17 protein-coding genes are annotated in these 22,434 nt (G+C 74.0%); 13 read left to right on the forward strand and 4 right to left on the reverse strand.

What is annotated here, in order from left to right; all coding sequences use genetic code 11:
- The first annotated feature begins 68 nt into the window (after window positions 1–68).
- From FB457_RS27075 to FB457_RS27090, 4 genes are all read left to right on the forward strand, one after another.
- Complete coding sequence (locus FB457_RS27075; protein ID WP_047019566.1) at window positions 69–2,237, forward strand: SpoIIE family protein phosphatase; 2,169 nt, start codon at window positions 69–71, stop codon at window positions 2,235–2,237.
- Window positions 2,238–2,339: 102 nt separating this feature from the next.
- The gene (gene qcrB / locus FB457_RS27080; protein WP_486589147.1) at window positions 2,340–4,073 is read left to right on the forward strand and encodes a ubiquinol-cytochrome c reductase cytochrome b subunit; all 1,734 of its coding nucleotides are present in this window, start codon (window positions 2,340–2,342) and stop codon (window positions 4,071–4,073) included.
- A 138-nt stretch (window positions 4,074–4,211) separates the two neighbouring features.
- The gene (locus tag FB457_RS27085) at window positions 4,212–6,335 is read left to right on the forward strand and encodes a penicillin acylase family protein (protein WP_047019564.1); all 2,124 of its coding nucleotides are present in this window, start codon (window positions 4,212–4,214) and stop codon (window positions 6,333–6,335) included.
- A complete protein-coding gene (locus FB457_RS27090) occupies window positions 6,322–6,924 on the forward strand; it encodes a GNAT family N-acetyltransferase (RefSeq protein ID WP_047019563.1) in 603 nt (200 codons plus the stop codon). Before FB457_RS27085 ends, FB457_RS27090 begins: the two co-directional genes overlap by 14 nt.
- A gap of 9 nt (window positions 6,925–6,933) precedes the next feature.
- Here FB457_RS27090 and FB457_RS27095 read toward each other — a convergent pair whose 3' ends face one another.
- Genes FB457_RS27095 through FB457_RS27110 form a run of 4 tightly spaced genes read right to left on the reverse strand, consistent with a single transcriptional unit; the run spans window position 6,934 to window position 11,292 of the window.
- A complete protein-coding gene (locus FB457_RS27095; protein ID WP_047019562.1) occupies window positions 6,934–7,818 on the reverse strand; it encodes an SDR family NAD(P)-dependent oxidoreductase in 885 nt (294 codons plus the stop codon).
- Window positions 7,815–8,657, reverse strand: a complete 843-nt coding sequence (locus FB457_RS27100) for an amidohydrolase family protein (RefSeq protein WP_047019561.1) — start codon at window positions 8,655–8,657, stop codon at window positions 7,815–7,817. Before FB457_RS27100 ends, FB457_RS27095 begins: the two co-directional genes overlap by 4 nt.
- Window positions 8,654–9,850 carry a mandelate racemase/muconate lactonizing enzyme family protein gene (locus FB457_RS27105; protein WP_047019560.1) on the reverse strand — a complete coding sequence of 399 codons (1,197 nt, stop codon included), beginning with the start codon at window positions 9,848–9,850 and terminating at the stop codon, window positions 8,654–8,656. Before FB457_RS27105 ends, FB457_RS27100 begins: the two co-directional genes overlap by 4 nt.
- Window positions 9,850–11,292, reverse strand: coding sequence for an aspartate aminotransferase family protein (locus tag FB457_RS27110; RefSeq protein ID WP_047019559.1), 1,443 nt, complete (start codon window positions 11,290–11,292; stop codon window positions 9,850–9,852). The genes FB457_RS27105 and FB457_RS27110 overlap by 1 nt, the downstream gene beginning before the upstream one ends.
- A 246-nt stretch (window positions 11,293–11,538) precedes the next feature.
- Here FB457_RS27110 and FB457_RS27115 point away from each other — a divergent pair, with 246 nt between their 5' ends.
- The 9 genes from FB457_RS27115 (at window position 11,539) to FB457_RS27155 (ending at window position 22,402) form a co-directional block, all read left to right on the forward strand.
- Window positions 11,539–12,384 carry an IclR family transcriptional regulator domain-containing protein gene (locus FB457_RS27115; protein ID WP_145783574.1) on the forward strand — a complete coding sequence of 282 codons (846 nt, stop codon included), beginning with the start codon at window positions 11,539–11,541 and terminating at the stop codon, window positions 12,382–12,384.
- Window positions 12,385–12,692: 308 nt separating this feature from the next.
- Entirely contained in the window at window positions 12,693–14,615 is a 1,923-nt protein-coding gene (locus FB457_RS27120; RefSeq protein ID WP_047020658.1) for a hypothetical protein, read from the forward strand.
- A gap of 47 nt (window positions 14,616–14,662) precedes the next feature.
- Entirely contained in the window at window positions 14,663–15,931 is a 1,269-nt protein-coding gene (locus tag FB457_RS27125) for a Gfo/Idh/MocA family oxidoreductase (RefSeq protein ID WP_145783577.1), read from the forward strand.
- Window positions 15,932–15,987: 56 nt separating this feature from the next.
- Window positions 15,988–17,253 carry an extracellular solute-binding protein gene (locus FB457_RS27130; RefSeq protein ID WP_047019556.1) on the forward strand — a complete coding sequence of 422 codons (1,266 nt, stop codon included), beginning with the start codon at window positions 15,988–15,990 and terminating at the stop codon, window positions 17,251–17,253.
- A 152-nt stretch (window positions 17,254–17,405) separates the two neighbouring features.
- A complete protein-coding gene (locus FB457_RS27135; protein WP_047019555.1) occupies window positions 17,406–18,317 on the forward strand; it encodes a carbohydrate ABC transporter permease in 912 nt (303 codons plus the stop codon).
- A 2-nt stretch (window positions 18,318–18,319) separates the two neighbouring features.
- Window positions 18,320–19,294: a carbohydrate ABC transporter permease gene (locus tag FB457_RS27140; protein WP_052770581.1), complete on the forward strand. Its 975-nt coding sequence runs from the start codon at window positions 18,320–18,322 to the stop codon at window positions 19,292–19,294.
- A gap of 9 nt (window positions 19,295–19,303) precedes the next feature.
- Window positions 19,304–20,332 (forward strand): NAD-dependent epimerase/dehydratase family protein, encoded by a 1,029-nt coding sequence (locus tag FB457_RS27145; protein WP_047019554.1) that lies wholly within the window; start codon window positions 19,304–19,306, stop codon window positions 20,330–20,332.
- Window positions 20,333–20,340: 8 nt separating this feature from the next.
- A complete protein-coding gene (locus FB457_RS27150; protein WP_145783579.1) occupies window positions 20,341–21,393 on the forward strand; it encodes a beta/alpha barrel domain-containing protein in 1,053 nt (350 codons plus the stop codon).
- Window positions 21,377–22,402, forward strand: coding sequence for a hydroxyacid dehydrogenase (locus tag FB457_RS27155; RefSeq protein ID WP_145783581.1), 1,026 nt, complete (start codon window positions 21,377–21,379; stop codon window positions 22,400–22,402). Before FB457_RS27150 ends, FB457_RS27155 begins: the two co-directional genes overlap by 17 nt.
- Window positions 22,403–22,434 lie beyond the last annotated feature (32 nt).

Below are 22,434 nucleotides of genomic sequence, written 5' to 3' on the forward strand. Positions count from 1 at the left end.
GCCGCCGCGGGCGGTGCCCGCGGGGGTGTGCGGATGCGCGATCCCCGCGCGGAGGCGAGATTGGGGGCATGGCCGGTGCCCATCCGAGTGCGCCCCGCGACGGGCAGCTCGACGCGCTGCTGCTCGGCGCCCTCTTCGACCGGGCGCACTCCGCGCTGCTGGTCTTCGACTCCGAGCTGCGGCTGCTGCGCGCCAACGCCTCCGCGCGCCTGCTCCCCGGAGTGCCCGAGGAGCCGGCGGCGAAGGACGGGGACCGTACCGAGCGCAGCGCCCCGGCCGCCCAGGACGTGGGGGCGGTCGCCGACGGGGCCGAGCTGCAGCAACTGCTCCGGCACGTGCTCGTGTCCGGCGACCCGGTGCGCGGGGTGCGGATGGCCGGCGACGGCGACCGGGTGCTGTCGGTCTCCGCCTACCCGCTAGGCGGAGACGACGGAGACGGCGCCCTCGTGGCCGTGCTCGCCCATGTCCGCGACATCACCGAGCGCCGCCGGGCCCGGTCCCGGCTGGAACTGCTGTACGCCGCGGAGGCGCGCATCGGCGCGCTGCTCGATGTCGGCCGGGTTGCGCAGGAGCTGGCCGCGGTCGTGGTACCCGCCCTGGCGGACGCGGTGGTGGTCGACATCGCCGACTCGGTGTGGCGGGGCGAGCAGTCGGCGCCCGCGCAGGGCGTGGAGCAACTGGCCCTGCGGCGGGCGGCGGTAGTGCCGTCGGCGTACCGGGAGGAGGACGGCGTCGGCGCGCAGGTGCGCTACCCGTACGCCTCCCCGCAGTCCAGCGCGCTGACGGACCTGCGCCCGCGGCTCATCCAGCACCCGGCGCACCCCGGGCCGGCGGTCGGCGGCGACGGGGACCGGGGGCACTCCGTACCGGAGCCGGATCCCGCGGACGGCCCTCCGGGCGGGCAGGGCGCGCCCGTGACCCTGCCCGACGCCGCGGACGAGGCGCACTCGCTCATCCTCGTGCCGCTGACCGCGCGCGGCGCGCTCCTCGGCCTGGTGACCCTCTACCGCTCCGATCGCCCCACCCCCTTCGACGACGCCGACCTGCGGCTGGCCACCGAGGTCACCGAACTGGCGGCGGTGAGCGTCGACAACGCCCGCCGCCAGACCCGCACCCACACCACCGCCTCCGCCCTCCAGCGCAGCCTGCTGCCCGCGTACCTGCCGGAGAACAGCGCGATCGAGGCGGGCCTGGCGTACGTGCCGGGCACCTTCCCCGGCACGGGCGGCGCGGGCGGCGACTGGTTCGACGTCATCGGACTCTCCGGCGCCCGCGTGGCGCTGGTGGTGGGCGACGTCACCGGCACCGGGCTGCACGCCGCGGCGACCATGGGCCGGCTGCGCTCGGCGATCGACACCATGGCCGGCCTCGACCTGCCGCCGGACGAGCTGCTGACCCATCTGGACGGGCTGGTGTCCCGGCTGATGCAGGAGCCGCCCGACCCGTTCGCCGACCCGCAGCGAAACCCGCCGACGCCCGCGGCGACGTGCGTCTACGCCGTGCACGACCCCATCGCCATGCGGGTGACGCTGGCGCTCGCCGGGCATCCGCCGCCGGTCGTCGTCCGGACGGACGGCAGCAGCGAGGTCGTCGAGACGGCGACCGGGCCGGCGCTGGGCAGCGGCTCCGGCACGTTCGGCTGCGCGGAACTCGACCTGCCCGAGGGCAGCCTGCTCGCGCTCTACACGAACGGCCTGCTGCCCGAGCGGCCCGAGGAGTCGCTGGCCCGGCTGCGCCGGACGCTCGCCCTCCCGGGGCGCCCGGTGCAGGGCCTGTGCGACGCGGCCGTACGCGACCTGCTGCCCGCCCGGCCGAGCGACGACGCCGTGCTGCTGGCGGCCCGGCTCCGGGCGCTGCCGCCGGACCGCGTGGTCTCCGTACGGCTGCCGGTGGACCACTCCGCCCTCTCCGACGCCCGCGACCTGGTGCGCAGGCGGCTCACGGACTGGGGGCTGCGGGAGCTGACCCTGCCCACCGAACTCATCGTCAGCGAACTCCTCGCCAACGCGGTCCGGCACGCGCCCGGCCCCATCGGGCTCAAGCTCATCCTGCAGTCGGTGCTGACCTGCGAGGTCTCCGACACCAGCCGCGTCTCGCCGCATCTGCGGCACGCGACGAGCTACGACGAGGGCGGGCGCGGGCTGTTCCTCGTCGCCCAGCTCGCGAACCGCTGGGGTGTGCGGTACTCGCCCCGGGGCAAGGTCGTCTGGACTGAGCAGGAGATCCCGGGCAGTTGAGCATCGCTGTGATGTGGCTCACACCTTCTCGTTTCATGTCACATTCGGCCGCCAGTTCCTGTCCTTTAGGTGGGAGTGCACCAGGGAGGCAGGAGCAACCGCATGTCCGTAACCCAGACGGAAGACTCATCGCAGGGCGCGATGGGCACCCGTCCGCCCACCCGGGCGAAGTCCGGCGAGCGCCTCGCGGACTGGGCCGATGGCCGGCTCGGGATTCATGGCGCCGGGCGTAAGTACGCGAGAAAGGTCTTCCCTGACCACTGGTCGTTCCTCCTCGGTGAGATCTGCCTCTACAGCTTCATCGTCATCCTGCTGACGGGCGTCTACCTGACGCTGTTCTTCAACCCCTCGATGACCGAGGTCGTGTACGACGGCTCGTACGCTCCCCTGAACGGCGTGCGGATGTCCGAGGCGTACGCCTCCACGCTGGACATCTCGTTCGACGTGCGCGGCGGTCTGCTGGTGCGTCAGATCCACCACTGGGCTGCGCTCATCTTCGTCGTCGGCATGCTCGTCCACATGATGCGGCACTTCTTCACGGGCTCGTTCCGCAAGCCGCGTGAGATCAACTGGGTGTTCGGCTGGACGATGCTCTTCATCGGCCTCTTCGAGGGCCTGCTCGGGTACTCGCTCCCCGACGACCTGCTCTCCGGCACGGGCCTGCGGTTCGTGGAGGGCGCGACGATCTCCACGCCGGTGATCGGAACGTACCTCTCGTTCTTCCTCTTCGGCGGCGAGTTCCCGGGCCACGACATCATCCCGCGGTTCTACGCGCTCCATATCCTGGTGCTGCCAGGGCTGATGCTCGCCCTGCTGGTGGCGCACCTGATCCTGGTCTTCTACCACAAGCACACGCAGTGGGGCGGTCCCGGCAAGACCGAGAAGAACGTCGTCGGCGCGCCGTTCCTGCCCGTGTACGTGGCCAAGGCGGGCGGGTTCTTCTTCCTGGTCTTCGGCCTCGTCACCATCATCGCGGCCGTGGCGTCCATCAACCCGATCTGGAACGTGGGACCCTACCGGCCGGACCAGGTGTCGACGGGCGCCCAACCGGACTGGTATCTGGGCTTCGCCGAAGGCATGGTGCGCATCATGCCCGGCTGGGAGATCAACGCCTGGGGCCACACGCTCTCGCTCGGGGTGTTCATCCCGATCGCCCTCTTCCCGCTCATGCTGGTCGTCATCGGCGCGTACCCGTTCATCGAGGCGTGGGTCACGGGAGACAAGCGGGAGCACCACCTGCTCCAGCGGCCGCGCAACGTGCCCGTGCGGACGGCGCTCGGCACCTCGTGGCTGTCGCTGTACGCCCTGTTCCTCATCGGCGGCGGCAACGACATCTTCGCCACGCACTTCCACGTCTCGGTGAACAACGTCACCTGGGCGCTGCGGATCGCGGTGTTCGTGGTCCCCGTGCTCACCTTCATCCTCACCAAGCGCATCTGCCTGGCGCTGCAGCGGCGCGACCGCGACAAGGTGCTGCACGGCCGCGAGACCGGCATGATCAAGCGGCTGCCGCACGGCGAGTACATCGAGGTGCACGAGCCGCTGTCGCAGGCGGAGCTGCACAAGCTCACCTCGCACGAGCAGCCGCAGCCGTACGAACTCGGCCCGGAGACCGACGCCAACGGCGTCCGCCGGCCGCCGGCCGGCATCACCAACCGGGTGCGGGCCAAGCTGGCGCACGCCATGTTCGGCCCCCACACGCGCGTCCCGAAGCCGACCATCGAGGAATACCGCGCGGTCGCACACGACCACGAGCACGCGGAGCTGCCGGCCGGCAGCGGGTCCCGCGAGCTCGAATCCGCGGACGAGAGCCCGGGCGGCCCCTCGTCCGGATGAGGTACGGCCCCCCGACGGCCCTCATCCGAGACTGAGGCAGGCCCCCGACCGGGTGGGGCGCGGACCCCCGACCGCGCCCCACCCGACTTCTTTGGTTAGGCTGCCCTAAGTTTCTTCGAGCGAGGGGTGGCGACGGCGTTGGGCATCGAGGTGTACCGCGACTCCTGGGGCATCCCCCACATCCGCGCCGCCGGCCACCGCGAACTCGCCTACGCCCAGGGGCACAACGCCGCCTTCGACCGCGGCTGGCAACTGGAGGTCGAACGCCACCGCGCCGCCGGCACCTCCGCGGCCTTCCTGGGCGAGGCGGCCCGCGACTGGGACGTCTTCGCCCGCCGGGTCCGGCTGGACGACACCGCGCGCCGATGCTTCCGCCGCCTGGCCGAGGAGGACCGCGAGACGGCCGGCTGGGTGTCGTCGTACGTCGACGGGGTCAACGCAGGGCTCGCCGAAGGCGCCGCACGGGCCCCGGAGTTCGCGGCCACGGGGCTCGCGCCCGGCCGCTGGTCGCCATGGACGCCGCTGGCCGTGTGGCTCTCCACCCACATCCTCTTCGCCGGCTTCCCCGCCAAGCTGTGGCGCCTGATGGTCGCCGGGCACCTGGGCGCCGGGGCGGTGGACCTCTTCGCCACGGACGGCCCCGGCACTGCGGGCAGCAACGGCTGGCTGGTCTCCGGCGAGCGCACCGCGGACGGCGGCGCGCTGATCGCCGGGGACCCGCACCGGTTCATCGAGAACCCCGGCGTCTACCAGCAGATCCATCTGGCCTGCCCGGAGTACGACGTCGTCGGCTTCGCCGTCCCCGGCGTCCCCGGGCTGCCGCACTTCGGCCACGCCGGCGGCGTCGCCTGGGCCATCACCAACGCGATGGCCGACTACCAGGACCTCTACCGCGAGCGGCTGCGCCGCCGCGCGGGCCGGGTCGAGGCGCTGGGCCCCGACGGCTGGCAGCCCGCCGCGGCGCACACCGAGACCGTCGAGGTCGCGGGCGCGGCGGCCACCGGCGTCGAGGTGGTCGAGACCGGCCGCGGGCCGGTGATCGCCGAGGTGCCGGGGAGCGCGGCGGACGGCGAATGGGAGGCGCTGAGCCTGCGGTACCCGCCGCGGGTCTACGGGGAGCTGGGCTTCACTGCGCTGCCCGCGCTGCTCAGGGCCCGCGAGGTCGGCGACGTGGACGCGGCGCTGGACCGCTGGGTCGAGCCGGTCAACGTGGTGCTGGCCGCCGACACCGCGGGCGGGCTGCTGCACCGGGTCGCCGGGACGGTGCCGGTACGCGACGAGGCCAACCTGCGCGGCGTCGTACCGGCGTGGGAGGCGGCGTACGCGTGGCGCGGGCGGCACGGGCCGATGCCGTCGGTGCCGGTGGCCGGCGGGATCGCGGTGATGGCCAACGACCGCGGCCCGGCCGCCCCGTTCGGCGCCGAGTTCGCCCCGCCGTACCGCGCGGAGCGCATCCGCGAACTGCTCGCCGGCGGCGGGTCCTGGCGCGCCGGGGACATGGCCGCCGTCCACACCGACACCCTCAACGCCGCGGCCCGGCCGCTGCTGGACCTGCTCGCCGGGCTCGAAGGACTCGGCCCCGCCGCCGCGGAGTTGCGCGACCGGCTGTTGCGCTGGGATCTGCGGATGGCGGCGGACAGCGCCGACGCGCTGGCGTACGCGCGGCTGCGCTCCGCCGTCGTCCGGGCCCTGGCCGCGCACCCCGCGCTGGCGCCGCTGGCCGACCCGCCCCCGTACCCGGCACTGCTGCAGCCCTGGCTGGACCTGTGCACCCGGATCGGGTACGCGCTGGGCAGCCTGCTCACCACCGACCTGCTGCCGGAGATCGACCGGCCCGCCCTGGTGCGGGCCGCCGCGGAGGAGGCCGCCGCGCAGCTCGCCGCGGCGGCGCCGGGCGCCCCCGCGACCTGGGGCGAGGCGCACCGTCTTGCGCCCTGGCAGGCGCTGCCCGGCGGCACGGGCGCCTCCGGGGACCCCGGCGGCCCCGGCGAGCCGTGGCCCGGGCTGGCCGGCGACCACGACTGCGTGCTGGCCACCGCCGCCGTCCCCGGCGTCACCGACCTGTGCGCCCGCGGCCCCGCCGCCCGCTACGTCTGGGACGTCGCCCGCCGCGAGGAGAGCCGCTGGGTGGTGCCGTTCGGCGCCTGCGGCGTCCCCGGCGCCCCGCACCACGTCGACCAGTTCGCGCCCTGGCGGAGCGGCGAGCTGATCCCCGTACTCACCGACTGGCAGGCCCTCAAGGAGTCCCATGGCGACCGCTGATCCCGCGCCCCGCGACCGGACGCCGCGCCACGAGCAGCGGGCGGACGGCTTCGGCACGGTGCGCGTCGTGCCGGTCGTCCCGGACGCGGACGCGGCCCTGCTGCACGGCTGGGTCACCGCGGAGCGGGCCCGCTTCTGGGGCATGGCCGGGCTGTCCCGCACCCAGGTCCGCGACGTCTACGCGCACATGGACACCCTCCCGACCCACCACGCCCACCTGCTGCTGCGCGACGGCGCGCCGGTCGCGCTGGTGCAGACGTACGAACCGGCGGCGGACCGGGTCTCGGAGTGCTACCCCGCCGAGCCCGGCGACCTCGGCATCCACCTGCTGATCAGCCCCGCGGCCGGCGCGGCGGAGCGCGGTTTCACGGCCGCGCTGATGCGGGTGATCACCGGCTGGGCCGCGGCAGCGGGCGCGCGGCGGCTGGTGGCCGAGCCGGACGCGGGCAACGGGCCCGCGATCGACCGGCTGCGCCGCGAGGGCTTCGCGCTGGGACCGGAGGTCACGCTCCCCGAAGTGGACCTGCCGGAGGTGTACTTGCCGCCGAAGCGCGCCCGGCTGGCCTTCCTCCCGCTGGCCGGGGGCTGACGTCCCCGGTCATCCGTCCCCGGCGCCGTCGTCCGGGGGCAGGCTGCTGCGGTACGGGGGCATGAAGCGCATCCGCGGCATCTGGTCGGCGAGCACCCCGCCGTCGACGACGATCCTGGCGCCGGTGAGGTACGCCCCGGCGTCCGAGGCGAGCAGCAGCAGCGCGCCGACGCACTCCTCGGGCCGGGCGTAGCGGCCGAGCGGGATCCGCTCGCGGTACGCGGCCTCGAACCCCTCGCGCTCCAGCGGGAACTCGCCGTCGATGGGTGTGTCGACCATGCCGGGCGCCAGCGTGTTGGCGGTGATGCCGTGCGGCGCCAGCTCCACCGCCAGCGTCTCGGTGAGCAGTTGGGCGGCGGCCTTGGCGGCGTTGTAGTGGGCCAGTCCCGCCTCGGCGACCAGCGCGTTCTTCGAGGTGACGGTGACGATCCGGCCGGGCACCCGGTCGGCGGCCATGTGCTCGGCGAGCCGCTGGGAGAGGAAGAACACCGCGTCGGCGTTCACCCGCATGACGTGCGACCAGCTCTCCGGGGTGATCTCGTTGAAGCGCTCCAGGGCCGCGGTGCCCGCGTTGTTGACCAGGATGTGCACCGGGCCGGCCGCCGCGCGGATCCGGTCGGCGAGCCCGGCCAGCTCGCCCGTGCGCGCGAGATCCTGCCCGTACGTCCGCACCCGCCGGCCGTGGGCCCGTACCGCCGCGGCCGTCTCCGCCAGCCCGGGGGCGTCCGGCAGGTCGACGAGCACCAGGTCGGCGCCCGCCTCGGCGAGCCCGGTGGCGAAGGCGCGGCCGAGACCGCGGGCGGCGCCGGTGACGACGGCGGTGCGCCCGGTGAGGTCGAAGCGGCCGGCCGCCCGGTCCCCCGCCCCGGGCCGCCGCTCCCCCGTCCCGGTCACGACAGCCCCAGCAGGTCGAGGGCCGGCCGGTGGATCAGCTTCTCCACTTCGTCCCGGTCCAGCGGCGGCAGCCCGGGGATCCCCGGGATCCGGGCGATCTCGCGCAGTCCTGCGACCGAGGCGTCGACCGTGGTGAAGGGATAGTCGCTGCCGAAGAGCAGCTTGTGCCAGACGCCGTAGTCCTGTGCGAGGCGCAGGCTGTGCCAGAGCTGGAACGGCCGGTAGTGCAGGGCGCTGACGTCCGCGTAGACGTGCGGGTGCTTGCGGATGACGGCCAGGCACTCGCCCTCGAAGGGGTGGCCGAGGTGGGCGAGGACCATGCGCAGCCCGGGGTGGCGGATGGCGACGGCGTCCAGGTGGCGGGGCATCGCGTACTCCAGCGGGGCGGCCGAGACGAACGTCGTGCCTGTGTGCACCAGCAGCGGCAGGCCGTGGCGTTCCGCGTAGCCGAAGAGGTCGTCGTACTCCTCGGCGGCGGGGTCGAAGCCCGCGTACATAGGCATCAGTTTGATCCCGCGCAGCCCCAGCTCCTGGTGGCCGTGGCGCAGTTCGTCCCGCCAGCCGGGCTGGGTGGGGTCGAGGGAGAGGTAGCCGACGAGCCGGCCGGGGTGCGCCGCGGTGTACGCGGCCACCGCGGCGTCGTCGACCCACAGCCCGCTGCGCCGGGCCTTGCCCCCGACGACGATGGTGCGGGTGTCGTCGGGGGCGGCGGCCGCGTACTCCGCCCAGCGCACCGTGAGGTCCACCTCGCCCGCGTGGGCGCGGGCGGCCTCGGTGCGGAACCCGTCGTCGAAGTCCGTGCCGGGCCGGAAGAGATGGGAGTGGACGTCGGTGATCATGCCGGTGCGCTCCTGTCCCGCTTCTCCCAGCCGTCCTCGAACATGTTCCAGAAGCGGTGGGTGGGCGGGTGCTCGGCGAAGACCTCGTCGGCCAGCTCGACGCCGAGGCCGGGTGCCGTGGGCAGGCCGATACGGCCGCCGGCGATGGGCAGCGTGCCGCGCAGGGCCTCGAAGACGTAGGGCTCCAGCAGGCCGTCGAAGGTCTCCAGCACCTTGAGGTTGGGGATGCCGAGCGCCGCGTGTACGGAGACGGTGGTGCACAGCGGCGAGTTGGAGTTGTGCGGGGCGACGAGCATGCCGTGCGCGTCGGCGATGGCCGCGATCTTGCGCACCTCGGTGAGGCCGCCGGCCATGGACAGGTCGGGCTGCACGATGTCGACGGCGTGGGTGGCGAAGAGCTGCTTGTACTCGTAGCGGTCGTGGAAGTGCTCCCCGCCGGCGAGGGGGAAGGCCGCCCGCCGGCGCAGCTCGGCGTAGCGCTCGATGTGCGTCCAGGGCAGCGGCTCCTCCAGCCAGCCGATGCCGTAGGGCTCCAGCTCGTGCAGCAGCCGCACCGCGGTGGGCATGGCGAAGCGGGCGTGGCCCTCGATGAAGAGCTCGACGTCGGGTCCTATCGCCTCCCGGACGGCGGCGACGAGGCCGACGGAGCGGCGCAGTTCCGCGGGGCTCAGCTCGTGCAGCCCGGAGCCGAAGGGGTCGAACTTCAGCGCGCCGTAGCCCTTGGCGACGGTCGCGCGTGCCTTGGCGGCGAAGACCCCGGGGTCGCGCTCGCCGTCGTACCATCCGTTGGCGTAGACGGGGACGCCGTCGCGGCAGGCACCCCCGGTGAGGCGGTAGGCGGGCACGCCGAGGGCCTTGCCCATGAGGTCGTAGAGCGCCTGGTCGAGGCCGGACAGGACGATGCCGCCGACGTCGCCGCCGCGCAGGAAGTCGCCCTGGTGCAGCCGGAGCCAGATCTCCTCGACGTCGAACGGGTCGGCGCCCAGCAGGTGGCGGCGGGACATCGCCTCGGCGAGCGCGCAGACCTCGCGGCCGCGGTACGGGTGGGTGATCTCGCCGACGCCGGACAGGCCCTCGTCGGTGTGCACGCGGACGTAGCCGAAGTCGCGCCAGGCGGTGCCGAGCATCAGCGTCTCGACGCGGCTGATCCGGCCGGCGGGTCCGGTGGGGCGGGTGGTGTCGACGGTGAGCATCAGCGGCCCGCCTCCTGCCGCCGCCCGGCGGCGGCCGCCGGGGCGGCGCCGCCCATGGTGGAGGCATGCTCCAGGTCGCGGGCGCCACCGTCGGCGAGCGCGGCGGTGACGGCGGCCTCGGTGGCCTCCAGCAGCCGGTCGACGTCGGCGTCGGTGTGGGCGTAGGAGAGGTGGCTGCGCTTGAGGTTCAGCGGCAGCTCGAAGATCCCGTGCTCCAGCAGCCGGCGGCGGTAGCCGACGAAGAGTGCCGCGTCGTTGGCGAGCAGGTCGCTGTACGTCCGCGGGGCGGGAGCCTCGGCGCCGGCGGTGCCGCCGTCGTAGCCCGGCATGAAGTACGTGACGAAGACGGAGCCGTAGCCGGTGACGGCGACGGGCACGCCGAGGCGCGCGTAGACGGTGCGCAGCCCGGTGCGTACCCGCTCGCCCAGCCGGAAGACGTGGTCGTGGACCGGCTCTTCGCGCAGCTTCTTCAGCGTGGCGAGCGCGGCGGCGACGACGGAGGGGTGCCCGTTGTACGTGCCGGCGAAGAACGCGGGGGCGCCGGGGCGGGTGGAGAAGAGCTCCATGAGGTCTGCCCGGCCGCCGATGGCCCCGGCGGGGGCGCCGTTGGCGATGGCCTTGCCGAGGGTGGTGAGGTCGGGGGTGACGCCGGAGATCCGCTGCCAGCCGCCGAGATCGTGGCGGACGCCGGTGATGACCTCGTCGAAGACGAGCACGCTGCCGGCCCTGGCGGTCTCCTCGCGCAGCGTGGTGAGGAACTCCCGGTGCGGCAGGAGCGCGCCGACGTTGTGCGGTACGGGCTCGACGATGACGGCGGCGATGGCGGCGCCGTGCTCGGCGAAGCAGCGGCGCACGGCGGCGCTGTCGTTGAAGGGCAGCACCATGGTGGCGTCGAGGACCTCGGGCAGGATGCCGGCCGAGATCGGGTCGTGGCCGCCGACGCGGTCGGGCGCGGAGATCACGTTGAGGCTGACCGCGTCGTGCCAGCCGTGGTAGCAGCCCTGGAACTTCACCACCAGCCGGCGTCCGGTGGCGGCCCTGGCGACGCGCAGCGCGTGGAACGTCGCCTCGCTGCCCGTGCTGGTGAGCAGCACCTTCTCCAGCGAGGGCACCAGCGCGCAGAGCTCCTCGGCGAGCTCGATCTCGCCCTCGGTCACCCCGACGCCCATGTGGCCGAGCGCGGCGCCGGCCTCGGCGGCGGCGCGGGCCACGTCGGGGTCGTTGTGGCCGAGGAGCGGCGGGCCGAAGGCCGCGTGGTAGTCGGTGAACTCGGCCCCGTCCGCGGTGCGGAAGCGGGCGCCGCCGGTACCGGCGACGACGAGTCCGGGCAGGCCCGGGATGCTGCGCTGGCCGCTGTTCACCCCGCCGGGCACGACCCGCTGGGCGCGCGCGGCGAGGGCTGCTCCGGCTCCGGCGGTGGTGACGTCCGGGCCTGGGCTCATGGTGCGTGCTCCTTGCGTCGAGTGTCTCGGTTCCACGGGCCCTGCCCGGCCCGTGAACCCTGGCGCCATCCGCCCGGCAGTCGTCGCAGGAAGGTCGTACGAACGGTGAGTCCCGAACGGCGAGCTGAGAATTTCCGAACACCGTTCTGTCTTACCGAACAGAGCCAGACTCTACGGCCGAAAAACGCGCCGGTCAACCCCTTGGACTCGACGGAACCCCGACCTCACCCCCTAAGCTGTTCGGTCATGACGAACAGAACGGATGCCGACCAGCCGAAGTACTGGGTCAGGAGCGTGGGGCGGGCGGCCGAGATCCTGGAGGCCCTGGCGAGCCCGCCGCCCGGCGACGGGCTGAGCGTCACGGAGGTCGCCCAGCGGTGCGGCGTCTCCAAGAGCACCGCGTTCGGCACCCTCCAGACGCTGCGCGCCTTCGGCCTGGTCTCGGACGACGGCGAGGGCATGAGCCGGCGCTACCGGCTCGGCATGGGGCTGGCCCGGCTCGGCGACCGTGCCAGGTCCCAGGTCTCGCTCCGCCGGGTGGCCCACCCGGTGCTGCGCGACCTCAGCGCCCGTACCGGCATGGCCTCCCGCGTCGCCGTGCCCGAGGGCGGCCTCGCCGTCGTCGTGGACCAGGTCGAGGTCGACCACCGCGTCCGGCTCGACCTGCGCATGGGCGAACGCGAACTCCCCCACTGCACGGGCCTGGGCAAGGCCCTGCTGTCGGCGATGCCCGAGGCGGAGGCGGCGGCCGTGATCGAGCGGCACGGCCTGCCGCGGCGCACCGGCAGGACGATCACCGACCCGGACACGTTCCTGGCCCATCTGCGCGACATCGCCCGCGTCGGCTATGCGCTGGACGACGAGGAGGACGCGGAGGGCATCATCTGCATCGGCGCGCCCGTACGGGACGACCGCGGCGCCTGCGCCGGCGCGGTCAGCATCACCGGCCTCAAGCTCGGCCTCCCGGCCTGGCGCTACCAGGAGTTGGGCGGCGAGGTACGGGACGCGGCCCACCGGATCAGCCGCGAGCTGGGCTGGCCGGGAGAGGACGGCGACGCACCCGGCGCGGCGCCCCGGGCGGGCGTCCGCTAGCGCACCCGCCCGGCCATCCGGCGGCCGGCGCGCGGAAACCGGCCCTTGACCGATCGGCGGGGGCGGCCGTACCTTTCCAGCCAACCGCCGCGACCTCACGGTCACCGGCGCGACATGCACTGGACCCGTCCCCGGCGCCTGCCCTTCACGCCCGGGACCTGCCACCGGCCCCGCCGGCGGCCCGCGGTCCGCAAGGCCATCCGCCGCCACGGCAGTCACCGCAGGAACGCTTCTCACGATCCGGACCTTCTCGGAAGGCGAAGTCCGCCATGAGCGTTCCGCAGCACCCGAGCACCGCCCGCCGCAGCATGCTGCGCGTCACCGGTCTGGCCGGCCTGGCCGCCGCCGGTGCCGCCGCGGCCTCCGCCGGCACCGCCCAGGCCGCCCCCGCGCGCGGCGCCGACGGCAGCAACGACCGCCGCCCGCGAGGTGTCGCGGACTTCCGCGACTACGGCCACTCCGGCCCCGGCCGCCCGGCCGACGACGCGCTGGACACGATGCTCGCCGACAAGAGCATCCACCGCATCGAGGCCCACACCGACCTGCTCTTCACCCGCCGCCACACCACGGACCGCTCGGACATCGAGCTGGACTTCGGCGGCAACCGGATGCTCACCGAGGGCATCGAGGAGAACGGCCACGACAACCCCTTCGGCGCGGTGCTCTTCTTCCGCGGCAAGGTCACGGACACCGTCCACGAGCACCGGCTCGGGGCCGGACTGCCCGAGCTGTCCGACGTGTACGAGGTCGGCGACTCCGGCGCGTTCGGCGTCGGCCAGTGGTGGGCCGTCGAGTCGGACGCCGCCGGGTCCGGGAAGTACGAGAAGGAGATCCAGCGGCTCGTCCAGGTCACCGGGATCGTCGACGGCACGCACATCCGCGTCGGCTACCAGACCGGCTGGCCGCTGGCCGCCGGGCGCACGCTGACCTGGACCCGGGTCGAGCCCGTCGAGCGGGCGCACGTGCGCAACCTCGTCTTCGAGGGCGCAGGCGACGACCAGTACACCGGTTCGCACCCGGTGGCGTACGAGTACGCCGTCGGCTGCGACGTCTCCGGCATCGAGGCGACCGGCACCTTCTGGCCCGTCATCATGCGCCGCTGGTGCACCCGGTTCCGTACCGAGAACTGCACCCTGGCCAACCCCAGGTCCGTCACCTACGGCGGCGCGGGCTACCTCACCCAGCAGATCTACTGCCTCTACGGGCACGTCACGGACTGCCGCACCTCCAACGCCCGCCACCTCAACGACTTCACGGCCTCCGCCTACTGCTACGTCACCAACTGCCACGGCGACGGCGACGACCAGGGCCCGTTCGTCACCCACGGCCAGTTCGAGCACGACCTCGTCTACACCGGCAACTCCGGCCTGATGACGTTCGCCAACTCCGGTGCCGCCTGGGGCGGCGCGGCCAAGCGGATCACCGTCCGCCGGCACGTGTGCTCCTGGTTCGTCGCCCGCGTCAAGGTCACCGACCTGACGCTGGAGGACGTCACCGTCATCGGCAAGGAGTCCCTGGAGGGCTCGGGGATGCTGTGGGTGAACGCCGACGGCGTGCAGATGCGCGGCTGTACGGCCAGCGGCCCGCTGATCGTCTCCCAGGCGTCCGACCGTTCCGCCCGGCCGAACGTCATCACCGACTCCGCGTTCTCCTTCGCGCCCGGCGCCGAGATCACCGCCCCCGGGGTGAAGGCCGCGCTGACGCTGGAGCGCGTCGTGCTCGACGGCGCCGGGGGCGCGGCGTTCCGCGGCACCGGACCGCTGGTCCTCGACCACTGCCGGGTCACCGGCGCCCCCGGCGCGGAGCCCGTCTCGTACGCGCACGCCGACATCGCCGTCGAGGGCGGGGTGTTCACCGACACCGGGATCAGGCTGACCGGCGCGGGCGGGCAGCGGCTGCGCCTGGACGGCGCGCGGCTCTCGGGCACCAACAAGGCGGGCGCGCTCCTCTCGCGCGGCGGCGGGGACCGCACCGTCACCTGGCAGTTGACCGGCGTCGACGCCACCGCGGCAGACGGCACCGCGCACATCGCGCTCGACGGCGGCGTCAACCGCTACCGGGCGCAGGGCTGCACCTTCACCGGCGGCCGGCTGGAACTGGCGCCCGCCGCCTTCGCGGACGCCGGCGCGCACCTGCTGCACGCCGGCTGCGTCGAGGAGGGCGTGACGCGGACGGCGCTGCCGGACGAGGGCGACCGCGTCGTCCACACCGCGGGCAACCTGCGGCTCTGACCTCTTCCCCGCACCCCCGACCGCCCGTACCCAGCACAGGAGTCGCCGTGTCCACGCATCCCCCGATCACCGCCAGGCCCGTCCGCGTCGCCGTCGCCGGCGCCGGGAACCGCGGGCGCACGTACGCCGACTGGGTACGGGCGCACCCGGAGCGGGCCGAGCTGGTCGCGGTCGCCGACCCGGACCCGGCCGCCCGGGCGGCGGTGGCCGCGCCGCGCGAGTTCGGCGACTGGCGCGCGCTCGCCGCGGCGGGGGTGGAGGCCGACGCGGTCGTGGTCGCCACTCAGGACCGCGACCACGTCGACCCGGTGCTCGCCTTCGCCGAGGCCGGCTACGCGGTCCTGGCGGAGAAGCCGCTCGCGCCCACCGAGGAGGAGACCCGGCGCATCGTCGAGGGCGTCGAGCGGACGGGCGTGCTCTTCGCGGTCTGCCACGTCATGCGCTACATGCCGTACACCGACCTGGTGAAGGAGGTCGTCGACTCCGGCGTGCTCGGCGAGCTGGTCTCGCTGGACCATCTGGAGCCGGTCGGCTGGTGGCACTACGCGCACAGCTACGTGCGCGGCCCGTGGCGGAAGGAGGAGCTGTCCTCGCCGATGCTGCTGGCCAAGTCCTGCCATGACCTGGACTGGATCGCGTACGTCACCGGCGCCCGCATCGAGCAGGTCACCGGCTTCGGCGGGCTCAAGCACTTCCGTCCCGAGAACGCCCCGGCCGGTGCCGGGGAGCGCTGCACGGACTGCGCCGTCGAGGCGGACTGCCCATACAGCGCGCAGAAGCTCTACCTGCCGGTGCTGCGCGAGAAGGGCGCGGTCTGGCCGGTCACCCACGTCACCGGCGCGACGGGCCGGACCGACGAGGCCGGGCTGCTCCGGGCGCTGCGCACGGGCCCGTACGGGGTGTGCGCCTACCGCGCGGACAACGACGTCGTCGACCACCAGGTCCTCGCGATGCTGCTGTCCGGCGGGGTCACCGCCACCTTCCAGATGGTCGCCTTCACGGAGCAGACGCACCGCCAGACCCGCGTTTTCGGCTCCCACGGCTGGCTGCGCGGCGACGGCGAGAGCGTCACCGTGCAGGACTTCCGCACCGGTGAGACCACCGTGCGCGCCGTCGGCGCCGCCGGCTCCAGCGCGGCCGACGGCCACGGCGGCGGCGACGCGGGCCTGATGGACGCCTTCGTACGGGCCGTCGCCACCGGCGATTCCGGTGTGCTGCGCTCCGGCACGGCCGCGTCGCTCGGCAGCCACCTCGCCGCGTTCGCCGCGGAGCGCGCCCGGCACACCGGCACCGTCCAGGCGGTGCCGGCCCGCTGACATCCGCACCGCCCCCACGAACCCTTTTGTCCCGCCCCATCCCCGGAGGAAGTGCCATGACCCTGATCCACCACCGGCGTTCACGGACCAGAGCCGTCGCCGTACCACTGCTCGCCACCGCGCTGGCCGGCGTCGCGCTCGCCGGCTGCGGCGGCAGCGACGGCGCGGGCGGCGGGAAGGGCTCCGTCACCATGTGGACGTACCCCGTGATCTTCGACGAGGCGAAGAACAAGGCGTACTGGGACGGCATGGTCGAGAAGTTCGAGAAGGAGAACAAGGACATCTCGGTGAAGGTGGAGACCTACCCGTGGGCCGACCGCGATACCGCGCTCGGCACCGCCATCGCCTCCGGCAAGGGTCCCGACGTGGTCTACCTGGTGCCGGACCAGTTGCCGAAGTACGCGCCGAACATCGTGCCGGCCGCCGACTACATGCCCGCCGACGCCGAGTCCGACTACACCGACTTCGCGCTGAAGTCCGTGACCGTGGGCGAGGACGTGCTCGGCACCCCGATCCTCACCAGCGCCAACCCGCTTATATGCGACAAGCGGGTCTTCGACGCGGTCGGCGAGGACTCCTACCCGGAGACCTGGGACGACCTGAAGGCGCTCGGGCCGAAGATGAAGGACGAGGGCTACTACGCCCTCAGCTACACCGGTGACACCGCGCAGACGCTCAACATGACGTTCTACCCGCTGCTCTGGCAGGCCGGCGGCGAGGTGTTCGCCGAGGACGGCGAGTCCGTGGCGTTCGACGACGCGGCGGGCGTCGAGGCGCTGACGTATCTGACGGAGTTCGCCGAGGAGGGCTGGACGCCGAAGGACCTCCTCACCACCACGCCGAACCTGGAGCAGACCCCGGTCGCCAAGGGCAAGGTCGCCTGTACGTGGACCAACGTCCCGGCCGACGTCGAGCCGTTCTGGGGCCGCGAGAACATCGTCGTCCAGCCGCCGCTGACCGGCGAGGAGTCGGTGGGCTACGGCACGGTCGGCGCGCTGTCGATGCTGAAGGGCGCCGACACCGAGGCCGCCGGCAAGTGGATCAACTTCGTCGCGCGGCCGGAGAACGCCGCGGACCTGGAGAAGGGCGCCGGCTACTTCCCGGCCCGCACCTCGGCCGACGACCTCTACCCGGACGACGAGTTGCAGCAGGCCGTAGCCGACACGCTGCCCGCGATGAACGCGGGTCCGCTGGAGGAGAAGGCGCGCGAGGTGATGGGCGTGCTCGCGCCCGAGCTGCAGGCCGCGCTGCTGGGCAGGAAGAGCCCCGAGGACGCGCTGAAGTCGGCGGCCGAGGCGGCCGACGCCCAGATCGCCCGCTGATCCCGCGGGGCCGCGGCCCCCCTTCCCCTCCCGTAGCCCCGCGCGGCCCGGAGCACCGACCGCTCCGGGCCGGCCGCGGGCCCCCCCGGGGACCGCGCGCCCGGCCGGGCCGCGCATCCCCGCACCACCCCCGTACCGCAAGGAGACCCACCGTGGCAGTCGTCGCGGAACCCACCCGGAACAGGCGAAGGCGCCGCAGCGGGCCGCACGCGCGCCGCGAGGCCCGGATCGGCCTGCTCTTCGTCCTGCCGTGCTTCCTGCTCTTCCTCGCCTTCCGGTTCGGCCCCGCGGTCGCCGGGGTGCTGATGAGCTTCACCGACTACACCCTCACCGGGGGCGGCAGCTTCATCGGCGCCGACAACTTCACCCGGCTGAAGGACGACCCGCTGTTCTGGGACGCGCTGAAGGTCACCGTGATCTACACGGTGCTGGCCGTGCCCGGCACCATCGCGGTCTCGGTGGGGCTCGCGCTGCTGACCCGGCGGGCGTTCCGCGGCTCGAAGGTCTTCCGCTCGGTCTTCTTCCTGCCCGTCGTCACCTCGCTGGTGCTGGCCGCCACCGTCTTCGTGTGGATCTTCTCCACCGGCGGCCCGTGGTCGACGGCGATGGGCTGGACCGGGCTGCCGGAGGAGTCGTGGCTCTCCCACGACACGCTGGTGGTGCCCGCGCTGGCGCTGGTGGGGATCTGGTCGCGGTTCGGCTACGGCATGCTCATCCTGCTGGCCCGGATGCAGGACATCCCGCGGGAGCTGGAGGAGGCCGCGCTCACCGACGGTGCCGGCCCGTGGCAGCGGTTCCGGCACATCGTGCTGCCGCAGTTGCGCCCGGCGCTGTTCTTCCTCGCGGTGATCGAGACGACGGCCTCGTTCCAGGTCTTCGACGCGGTCTACACGATGACCGGCGGCGGCCCCGCCAACTCCAGCTACACGCTGGTCTTCCAGCTCTACGACGCCGGCTTCACGTACTTCGACCTGGGCTACGCGGCGGCGATCGGCGTGGCGCTCTTCGGGCTGACGCTGGTGGTCGCGCTCATCCAGCGGCTGACGATCGGGAAGGACGACTGACCATGACCTCGGCCCCCGCGAAGACCCCGCACGAGGAGATGCCGGCGGGACCGGCTCCGGCGCCCGGGCCCGGCAAGGGCCGCGCGCCGGGACTCGCCGCCCGGCGCGCCGAGCGCCGGCTGCGCCGCGCCGCGAACCGCGACTCGGTGCCGCACGCGATGCGCGGCAGCACCGGCGGCCGGATAGGCCGCGGCCTGCTGCTGACCCTGGCCGCCGTCGTCACCGTCTTCCCCTTCTACGCCATGGTGGTGCTGTCGCTGAAGCCCGCCGCGGCGGTGGAGTTCCCCGGCAGCCTGGTGCCCTGGCCGCTGGGCGGCGAGGCGTACGAGAGCGTCATGAACTCCCAGGACGTGCCGCGCTGGCTCCTCAACACGCTGCTGTACTCGCTGGTGTCGGTGGTGGGCGTGCTGCTGCTGTCGTCGCTCGCGGGCTACGCCTTCGCCAAGAAGCGCTTCCCCGGGCGGGAGGCGATGTTCTGGTCGTTCCTGTCGATGGTGATGGTCCCGTACCACGTCACGATGATCCCGACGTTCGCGATGATCGCGAAGCTCGGCGGCGTGGACACGTACTGGGGCCTGATCGTGCCGACCCTCGCCAACGCCCAGGCGGTCTTCCTCATGCGGCAGTTCATCCAGGGGCTGCCGGACGAGCTCTTCGAGGCGGCGCGCCTGGACGGCTGCGGCGAGCTGCAGATCTTCGGCCGCATCGTGCTGCCGCTGCTCAAACCCGTCCTGGCCACCCTCGGCGTCTTCGTCTTCCTGTGGCACTGGAACGACTTCCTGTGGCCGCTGGTCATCGGGCAGTCCACGGACATGCGCACGCTCACCGTCGGCATCGCGTCCCTGCAGCAGCAGAACGTGCCGCTGAACGTCGTGCTGTCCGGCTCCGTCATCGCGTTCGTGCCCATCTTCGCCGCCTATCTGGTGGGCCAGCGCTACTTCACCGAGGGCGTCACGGCGTCCGGGATCAAGGGGTGAGAACGGATCGTGTTCGCTGACGAGAAGGCGCTCGAGGAACGCCTGGCCACCCCCTCGCCGGGGCTGACCGGGGACATGGCCAAGCTGGAGGGCGACCTGCTGGTGCTCGGCGCCGGCGGCAAGATGGGCCCGAGCCTCTGCCGGCTGGCGCGGCGGGCGCTGGACGCCGCGGGGCGTACGGACGTGGCGGTGCACGCGGTGTCCCGCTGGTCGGACCCGGCCGCGGCCGAGCGGCTGCGGGCCGCGGGGGTACGCACCGTGGCCGCGGACCTGATGGACCCGGACGCCGGTCTGGCCGCACTGCCGGACGCCGGGAACCTCGTCTTCATGGTCGGCGCCAAGTTCGGCTCCGCCGGGGCGCCTTCGCACGCCTGGGCGGTGAACGCGGGGCTGCCGGAGCGCGTCGCGCGCCGCTGGACGGGCGCCCGCGTCGCCGCGTTCTCCACCGGCAACGTCTATCCGCTGGTGTCCGTGGGCACCGGCGGCTCGGCCGAGCCGGATCCGGTGGGTCCCGTGGGCGAGTACGCCATGTCGTGCCTGGGCCGCGAACGGCTCTTCGCCCACGCGGCGCTCGCCCGCGGCACGAAGGTCGCGCTGCTGCGCCTCAACTACGCGGTGGACCTGCGCTACGGCGTCCTCGCCGACATCGCCCAGCGGGTGCACGCCGGCGCGCCCGTGGACGTCACCACCGGGCACGTCAACGTCGTCTGGCAGGGGTACGCCAACGAAGTCGCCCTGCGCGCACTGCTGCACGCCCGCGACGGGGAGCCGTTCACCCTCAACGTCACAGGGCCCGAGACCGCCGCCGTGCGCCGGCTGGCGCACCGGTTCGGCGCCGAGTTCGGCACCGAGCCGGTCTTCGAGGGAACCGAGGCCCCCACGGCCCTCCTCTCCGACGCCGCGGCCTGCCACGCTCTCTTCGGCTACCCGGACGTGCCGCTGGGCACCCTCGTCGGCTGGCAGGCCGACTGGCTGCGCCGCGGGCTCCCGCTGTCCGGCAAGCCCACCAAGTTCCAGGTACGCGACGGAAGGTTCTGAGCCGCCCCATGCCCACCGAGCGCCCCACCCCGCTGGACGTCCTCGCCGACGGCGCCGTCATCCCCGCCCACCCCCTCGCCCTGACCGCGGACCGGCACCTGGACGAGCGCCGCCAGCGCGCCCTGACCCGCTACTACCTCGCCGCCGGCGCCGGCGGCATCGCCGTCGCCGTGCACACCACCCAGTTCGCGATCCGCGAGCCGCAGGTCGGTCTCCTGCGCCCGGTGCTCGAACTCGCCGCGGAGACCGCGGCGGAGAGCGCCGCCGCCTCGGGCCGGCCGGCGGTGAGGATAGCCGGCGCCTGCGGCTACACCGCGCAGGCCGTCGCCGAGGCGGAGCTGGCCGCCTCCCTCGGCTACGACGCCGTGCTGCTCAGTCCCGCGGTGCCGGGCGCCAACGAGGAGGGGCTGCTGGACCGGGCCCGCGCCGTGGGCGAGGTGCTGCCGGTCATCGGCTTCTATCTGCAAGAGGCCGTCGGCGGACGGTACTTGTCCCCGGCGTTCTGGGCGGCGCTCGCCGACCAGCCCTCGACGGCGGCCATCAAGATCGCGCCGTTCGACCGCTACCGCACCGCGGACGTGGTGCGCGCGGTCGCCGGCGCCGACCGCGGCCCGGAGGTCGCCCTCTACACCGGCAACGACGACGACATCGCCGGCGACCTCCTCACCCCGTACGACACGGCCGGGGGCCGGCGCTGGTTCGCCGGCGGGCTCCTCGGCCAGTGGGCGGTGTGGACCCGGCCGGCGGCCGGGCTGCTGGCCGACGTGCGCCGGGCCCGCGCGGGGGACCACGAGGCGCTGCTGCGCTGCCTGACGCGCCGGCCGCAGGTCACCGACGCCAACAGCGCGGTCTTCGACGTACGCGGCGGGTTCCGCGGCTGCATCGCCGGGGTACACGAGGTGCTGCGGCGGCAGGGGCTGCTCGCGGGCACCTGGTGCCTCGACCCCGGCGAGGTGCTTTCGCCGGGGCAGGCCGACGAGCTGACCCGCGTGGCGGCCGCGTACCCGTGGCTGACCGACGACGACTTCGTGAAGGAGCACCTGGATGACTGGCTCCGCTGACCGCGGCGCCGGCCGGGACCGGGTAGTGGTGTGCGTACCGCCGGAGCTGCGCGCGCAGTTCTTCACCGACGCGGTGTGGCGGCGGCTGGCGGACGCCGCTGAGCTGACGGTGCTCGACGAGCACCGCGACCGGGCGGCGCTCGCCGCCGCCCTGCCCGGGGCCCGGGCGCTGGTCACCGCGTGGGGCGCGCCGCGGCTCGACGCCGGGCTGCTCACAGTGGCCGACCGCCTCGAACTCCTCGCGCACACCGGCTCCGCCGTCGCCCCGTACGTCACGGAGGACGCCTTCCTGCGCGGCGTACGGGTCACGCAGGCGGGCGACGCGATGGCGCGGCCGGTGGCCGAGGTCGCGCTCGCCTTCAGCCTCGCGCTCCTGCACCGGATCCACCGCTTCGACCACGCGATGCGCCGCGGCGACCACTGGGAGAGCGCCGGCCAGGCGCCGCTGCGGCACGAGCTGGGCGCGAGCGCGGTGGGCGTCATCGGCGCCTCCCGTACCGGCCGCGCGTACATCGAGCTGGTCCGCGCCTTCGGCGCGCGGGTGTCGGTGACCGACCCGTTCCTGTCCGAGGCGGACGCGGCGGAGCTGGGCGTACGCCTCCTGCCGCTGGACGAGCTGCTGCGCACCAGCCGCATCGTGGCGGTGCACGCCCCGGCCACCGAGGCGACCCGGCGGATGCTGGGCGCGCCGCAGCTTGCGCTGCTGCCGGACGGTGCCGGTCTGGTGAACACCGCGCGCTCGTGGCTGGTGGACGAGGACGCGCTGCTCGCGGAGGTGCGCGACGGCCGTATCGACGCGGCCCTCGACGTCTTCGACGCCGAGCCGCTGCCCGCGGGGCACCCGTTCCGGCAGTTGCCGAACGTGCTGCTGACCCCGCACCAGGCGGCGGGCACGGCCGAATGCCGCGAGCGGCTGGGCGAGTCGGCGGTCACCGAGGTGCTGCGGCTGCTGGCGGGCGAGGAGCCGCTGCACGCGGTGGACGCCACGGCGCTCACCCGCCTCTTCTGACCGGCCGGGCCGCGGGGGCCGTAACCGGTTGG

This window comes from Streptomyces sp. CNZ287, from assembly GCF_007827615.1.